Origin of the sequence: Pantoea sp. sgz302252 (assembly GCF_042610525.1) — a bacterium.
Lineage (GTDB): Bacteria > Pseudomonadota > Gammaproteobacteria > Enterobacterales > Enterobacteriaceae > Erwinia.
The window spans coordinates 1-1,160 of record NZ_JBHDVM010000035.1 but is presented as its reverse complement, the minus strand read 5'-3'; the positions used below and the strand labels follow the sequence as shown (position 1 = coordinate 1,160).

The 1,160-nt window shown below is 70.0% G+C and carries 1 protein-coding gene; it reads left to right on the top strand.

Features of this window, described 5'->3' with window-relative positions:
- Positions 1 to 1,160, top strand: a 1,160-nt coding sequence (locus ACETPC_RS23750) for an Ig-like domain-containing protein (RefSeq protein ID WP_380184892.1), incomplete at both ends; no start/stop codon positions are given.

The window sequence follows — 1,160 nt, the reverse complement described above, 5'->3', positions numbered from 1 at the left end:
AAGGCCGGACGGCGTGGGGCTGATGCGCAGCCTGGCGGGCAACATCTATGACTTCGTGGACCGCAACTACGACATCGTGATGCAGTACCGCAAGCAGGAGCTTATCCGCATCGCCCTGCCGGCGCGCGTTACCGCGCAGGCGGCGGAGACCATTCCGCTGGTGCTGACGGTGGCGAAGGCGAAGTACGGGCTGAAGGGGGTGGACTGGCAGGTTGACCCGCAGCTCGGCGCGAACGGCGGGCGCTGGCAGATGCTGTCGCCAACGGAGCTGCAGATAAAGCTGCCCGCCTACCTCTTCAGCGGCGACCGGCGGGACGCGCAGGAGTATAAAATCAGCGCGGTGGCCACGGACAACCACGGCAACCCGTCGAACACGGCGGAAACCGTTATCGGCGTCGTCCCGTCGGAAAACGTGGTGAGCCTGAGCGTCTCGCCGGAAGGGCAGAGCCTGGCGGTGGGGTCGGCGCCGGGCTTCACGCTGACGGCGCGGGCCACGGACGCGAAGGGGGCGCCGCTGGCGAACCAGACGCTGAGCTTCAGCGTGACGGGGCTGAGCGGCGAAAATGGCCTTGCCGGGGCGGTGATAAGCGCGGCGAACGGCAGGCAGGCGGAGAACGGCAACATCACGGTGGTGACGGACGCCGACGGCAGGGCGGTGGTGACGGTGACCAGCACGGTGGCGGGCCGGGGCACGGTGACGGTGACCATGGACAACGGCAACAGCGCCGCGGCGACGGTGAGCTTCGCGGCGGACGGCGCGTCGGCGCAGGTCAGCGAGCTGGCGGTGGTGGCGGACAACGCGACGGCGGACGGGGTGGCGGCCAACCGGGTGCGGGTGACGGTAAGGGACAAATACGGCAACCCGGTGAGCGGCGCGGAGGTTTACCTGAGCGCGGACAACGGGGCAACGACGGCGGAGACGGTCACGACGGGCGAGGCGGGCACGGCGGAGGCGGCGGTGACCAGCAGGAAGGCGGGGCCGTCGGTGGTGACGGCGTCGCTGGGCGGCGGCAGCAAAACGGTGACGGTGACGTTCGGCGCGGGCGAACCGGCGCGGGGCAGCTCGGTTATCAGCACGGACGCGACGCGCTACGTGGCGGGCGACGACATCACGGTGAGCGTGGTGCTGAAGGACGCGGAAAACAACGCGGTGACGGGCA